This is a genomic window from Kitasatospora sp. NPDC029312, assembly GCF_055569215.1.
In genome coordinates, this window is sequence record NZ_JBVHXY010000092.1 from 1 (window position 1) to 2,976 (window position 2,976).

At 72.8% G+C, this 2,976-nt stretch carries 3 protein-coding genes; all 3 read left to right on the forward strand.

Annotated features, from left to right (window positions below):
* Positions 1–594 precede the first annotated feature (594 nt).
* The 3 genes from ACZ4WV_RS35390 to ACZ4WV_RS35400 all read left to right on the forward strand — a co-directional run bounded on the left by ACZ4WV_RS35390 (position 595) and on the right by ACZ4WV_RS35400 (position 2,887).
* Positions 595–849, forward strand: coding sequence for a hypothetical protein (locus ACZ4WV_RS35390; RefSeq protein WP_465753205.1), 255 nt, complete (start codon positions 595–597; stop codon positions 847–849).
* 57 nt (positions 850–906) lie between these two features.
* Positions 907–1,371, forward strand: coding sequence for a hypothetical protein (locus tag ACZ4WV_RS35395; RefSeq protein WP_465753207.1), 465 nt, complete (start codon positions 907–909; stop codon positions 1,369–1,371).
* Between the two features lie 631 nt (positions 1,372–2,002).
* Complete coding sequence (locus ACZ4WV_RS35400; RefSeq protein ID WP_465753209.1) at positions 2,003–2,887, forward strand: DUF2127 domain-containing protein; 885 nt, start codon at positions 2,003–2,005, stop codon at positions 2,885–2,887.
* Positions 2,888–2,976: the final 89 nt, after the last annotated feature.

Here is a 2,976-nt window from a genome sequence, read left to right on the forward strand (position 1 = left end):
CCAGCAGGACGTAGACCACGTCGACCACGACCAGCCCGTACTCCCGGCGCCGTACCCGCACCACCGCCGCCCCGGCCATCAACAGCACCAGCCCCGCGGCGGCCAGCGGCACACCAAGGGCCTTGGCGCGTGACAGCCTCCGGCTGCGACGGGGACACCGTTTCGTCATGGGCGACAGCTTGCCCCCGCACACCACGGCCATGCGGGCCACGACACAGGACCCGCGAGAACCAGCCTTCCTACGGCGGGGGGGCGCAGCGGTGTTGTGACCAGGGCCGGGGCCGTGCCCGCCGGTCTCGGTGAGGCGGGCACGGCCTCGGGGCGGGTCGGCCGGGGAGCGGCGGTGCCTGGGCTGCCCGGAGCCGTGGGGGTGTACGAGCCGGGCAACAGTGCGAGCAGGACATTCCGCCGCGCGCCTCTGGGGGAAGCTCTCACCCGGTTCAACGACCGGACGCCGCCGGGGGCACGAGGACAGCGGCGACGGCCTGGACGGGCAGACGGGCACTGAGGTTGCGGCCCGGACTCAGCCGGGCCCGGGATGAACGGGCCGAGCCGGGCCCGGCGGGCTCGGTGCCGCACAGCGCGAGGGCCCCGGTGCAGGTGCTCCAGCCAGCTCACGACCTGGCGCAGCGTGGCGGCATCGAGGTGGTGGGTGAGGTCGCAGACTGCCTGGCGGTCGTCGTCGGTCAGGTTGTAGAGGCCGGCGCGGCCGAAGCGCCACCACACCGGCCCGAGCGGGCCGTGCTCGGCCAGCAGCTCCAGCGTGGTCGCGACGACCGGTACGGCGTCGTCGTACTCACGCCAGTCATCCCCGTCGTTGTCGTGCCGCCGGACGGTGCCGCGCTCTAGGATCAACTTCGTGTGCCAAACACCCGTACGAACGTGAATACAGCAGGGGGGACCACGATGAAGCGGACGAAGGCACGCACGCTCACCGCAGCGGCCGGGGTGCTGGGGGTGACGCTGGCGTTCGCCGGGACGGCATCAGCGCAGCCCGCCGACTTGGCACCGGCCTCGGACGAGCCCTTCGGTCAGCCGGGGACGGGCCGGATCCTGCCGCCGGCCCCGGACGAGGACACCATGTTCTCGATCCCCGACTGGATCGGGAACGGCAGCGCGGTGACGGCCTCGGTGATCGAGACGCTGCCGATCGCCGTCACCGTCGGCTGTCAGGGCGGCGGTTCGGTGCAGGTGCACGTCAGCGGTCTGGCACCGGCCGACTTCACGGTGCAGTGCCCAGTGGACTCCGTCGGCGTCGGCTCGGTGGACATCCCCGCCCGTCCCGGCCGGGACTTCCAGTTCACCGTGCACACCTCGGACCCGTCGATCCACTGGGGCATCAACGCCCTCCAGATCCGGCCGGCCCACTGACCCGGATCCCGGGCCCCGGGCCCGGACGCTCCCGGGGACAGGGATGGCCGCACCCAACGCGCCCACCCAGGTGCGCAGTTCACGGTCAGCGGTGACCACCACACAGGCCCGCGCCGGATCCTCGGCGCGGGCCTCGCGGACCCGGTCCACGATCCGGTCGTCCCCACTGCCGCCCGGCAGCAGGAACTCGACCCCGGTCGCCCAGTCGGTCACGGTGCCCACACCGCCCGGGGCGCCCGGGGCGGTGCCGCCACGCACGAACGCCACCACAGTCCCGTTGACAGCCACCGCGTGCGGGGCGCCCAAGGTGCCGGCGCCCGGCTGTTGAGCCCATCTCGGCGCGGGGCAGCCGCAGGACGCGTTCGGCCTCATCCAGTCCGGCCGTGCCCTCCAGCCGCCAGGCGCCGCCCGCATCGAAGACCTCGTCCAGCGCGGCCCGTCCGCAGCGATGCAAACCCCCCATCGGCCGGTCCGGTGACCGCACGCCCCTCCGCTGCCCTGCCGGCCGACGGAAGGACGGTCCGTCCGGGAAGGTGGGAGTTGTCGCCTCCGCGGACGCACGAGGGACGAGGGGCCGGGTAGGCGCCCGGTAACGGGCACGAGAGGAGCGCGGATCATGGCGCGGCGCAGGATGAACCTGGAACTGCTGACCTGCGCGTGGCGCGGGCACTTCCTCCACGGCACCGGGGCCGACCTCCCCCAGCTCGTGCGCCGGACGCCTGACGGCCTGTGTTGGCGCCGCTGCCTGCGCTGCGACGCCTGGCTCCCTTTCCGCGCGGATTCCGGCACGGCTGTCGGCCCGGCCTCCGTCCGGTCTTCCGTCACGGCTGCCAGCGAAGTCGCGGGCGAAGAGGGGAAGCGCCCGCGCGAGGTGGCGAACGGCGCGCACCTCGTCGTCCCCGAACGCGGGCGGGCCCTGCGTGACCGGTACGTACTGAAGCTGATCGCGCTGGACCGGTTGCTGCACTTCCTGCTCCTGAGCGCGGCTGCCGTCGTGGTACTGCTGTTCACCGCCGACCGCAGCCGCCTGTCCGGGCCGTTCTACCGGGTCGTCGACGCGCTCCAGAACGGTGCCGGCGGGCTCGGTGCGCGCCCCGGGACCGGGGTGGCAGGCGAACTCGAGAGGGCGTTCGAGGCGTCGTCCTCCAAGCTGTGGCTGCTGGGCGCCGCCCTGGGTGCCTACGCACTGCTGGAGGGGGTGGAGGCGGTCGGCCTGTGGCTGGCGCGCCGGTGGGCGGAGTACCTGACGTTCGTCGCCACCACGGTCCTGCTGGTCCCCGAGGTGTGGGAACTGTCCGGCCGGGTCACCTTCTTCAAGGTCGCGGCCCTCATCGTCAACGTCGCCGTCGTCGTCTATCTCATCCATGCCAAGCGCCTGTTCGGGCTCCGTGGCGGCCTGCCGGCGGTGGAGCGCGAGCGGGCCGAGGACATGAGCTGGGAGGCACTCGAGAAGGCCTTCCCAGCCTCCATGGAGAACGGCGGGGCCGGACAACCGCGAGAACAGGGCCGAGCTTAGGAGTCATCTCATTTGGAGAGTCTGCGGTAGCAGATGACGGCCACGGCGATGCTGGCGAAGGCTGCGAAGTGCTCGCCCTTGCGTTCGTA

Coding starts and splice junctions, on each gene's coding strand:
- ACZ4WV_RS35400 (WP_465753209.1), top strand. CDS start 2,003: ATGAACCTGGAACTGCTGACCTGCGCGTGGCGCGGGCACTTCCTCCAC.
- ACZ4WV_RS35395 (WP_465753207.1), top strand. CDS start 907: ATGAAGCGGACGAAGGCACGCACGCTCACCGCAGCGGCCGGGGTGCTG.